The organism is Streptomyces sp. NRRL WC-3549, from assembly GCF_000721935.1.
Classification (GTDB): Bacteria; Actinomycetota; Actinomycetes; order Streptomycetales; family Streptomycetaceae; genus Streptomyces.
Genome location: NZ_KL585383.1, coordinates 61,193 through 61,922, shown reverse-complemented (window position 1 = coordinate 61,922; position 730 = coordinate 61,193). Strand labels below are relative to the sequence as shown.

General features: G+C 76.8%; 1 protein-coding gene and 1 pseudogene. Both read left to right on the top strand.

Annotated features, from left to right (window positions below; genetic code table 11):
* Positions 1-589: acetate--CoA ligase family protein (locus IH13_RS0102465; RefSeq protein ID WP_199814588.1), on the top strand; the 589-nt coding region annotated here is incomplete at its 5' end.
* A 73-nt stretch (positions 590-662) separates the two neighbouring features.
* Positions 663-730 (top strand): annotated as a pseudogene (locus tag IH13_RS41985) (phosphodiesterase); the annotation flags it as partial.

The following is a 730-nucleotide window of genomic DNA, read 5'->3' as shown; positions in this document are numbered from 1 at the left end:
CGCCGCCGCCGCGCGGCTCGGCTACCCGGTGGCGCTCAAGACCACCGCGCCCCACCTGCGCCACCGCCCCGACCTCGGCGGTGTCCGCCTCGACCTCGCGGGCGAGGACGCCCTGCGCCGGGCCTACGGCGAACTGACGGAGCTGCTCGGCACGCCCGCCGAACTGCGGCCGGTGGTCCAGGCGATGGCGCCCCGGGGGATCGACACCGTCGTACGGGCCTCGATCGACGCCGCCGCCGGGGCCGTCCTCTCCTTCGGACTGGCGGGCGCCCCCTCGGAACTGCTCGGCGACACCGCCCACCGCCTGGTCCCGGCCACCGACCGGGACGCCGCCGAGCTGATCCGCTCGATCAGGGCCGCACCGCTGCTCTTCGGCTGGCGCGGTTCGGCCCCGGCGGACACCCCGGCGCTGGAGGAACTGGTGCTGAGGGTCTCCCGGCTGGTGGACGACCACCCCGAGGTGGTCTCCGTCGCCCTGGAGCCGGTCGTGGTCGCCACCCACGGGCTGGCCGTGCTGGGGGCGAGCATCCGGCTCGCCCCACCCCCCGCCCGCAACGACCTGGGCCCCCGCCGGCTCCCCAGTTACTGACCGGCGCGGCCCCCGCAGCCGTGCAGCCGCACGGCGTCCCCGGCAGTCGGTGGCCCCCCGTAGGATGGTGGGTATGGCAAAGACCGGTACGACGACCCAGGGGCTGCGCGCGGCGATCGAGCGCAGCGGCTACTACCCGGC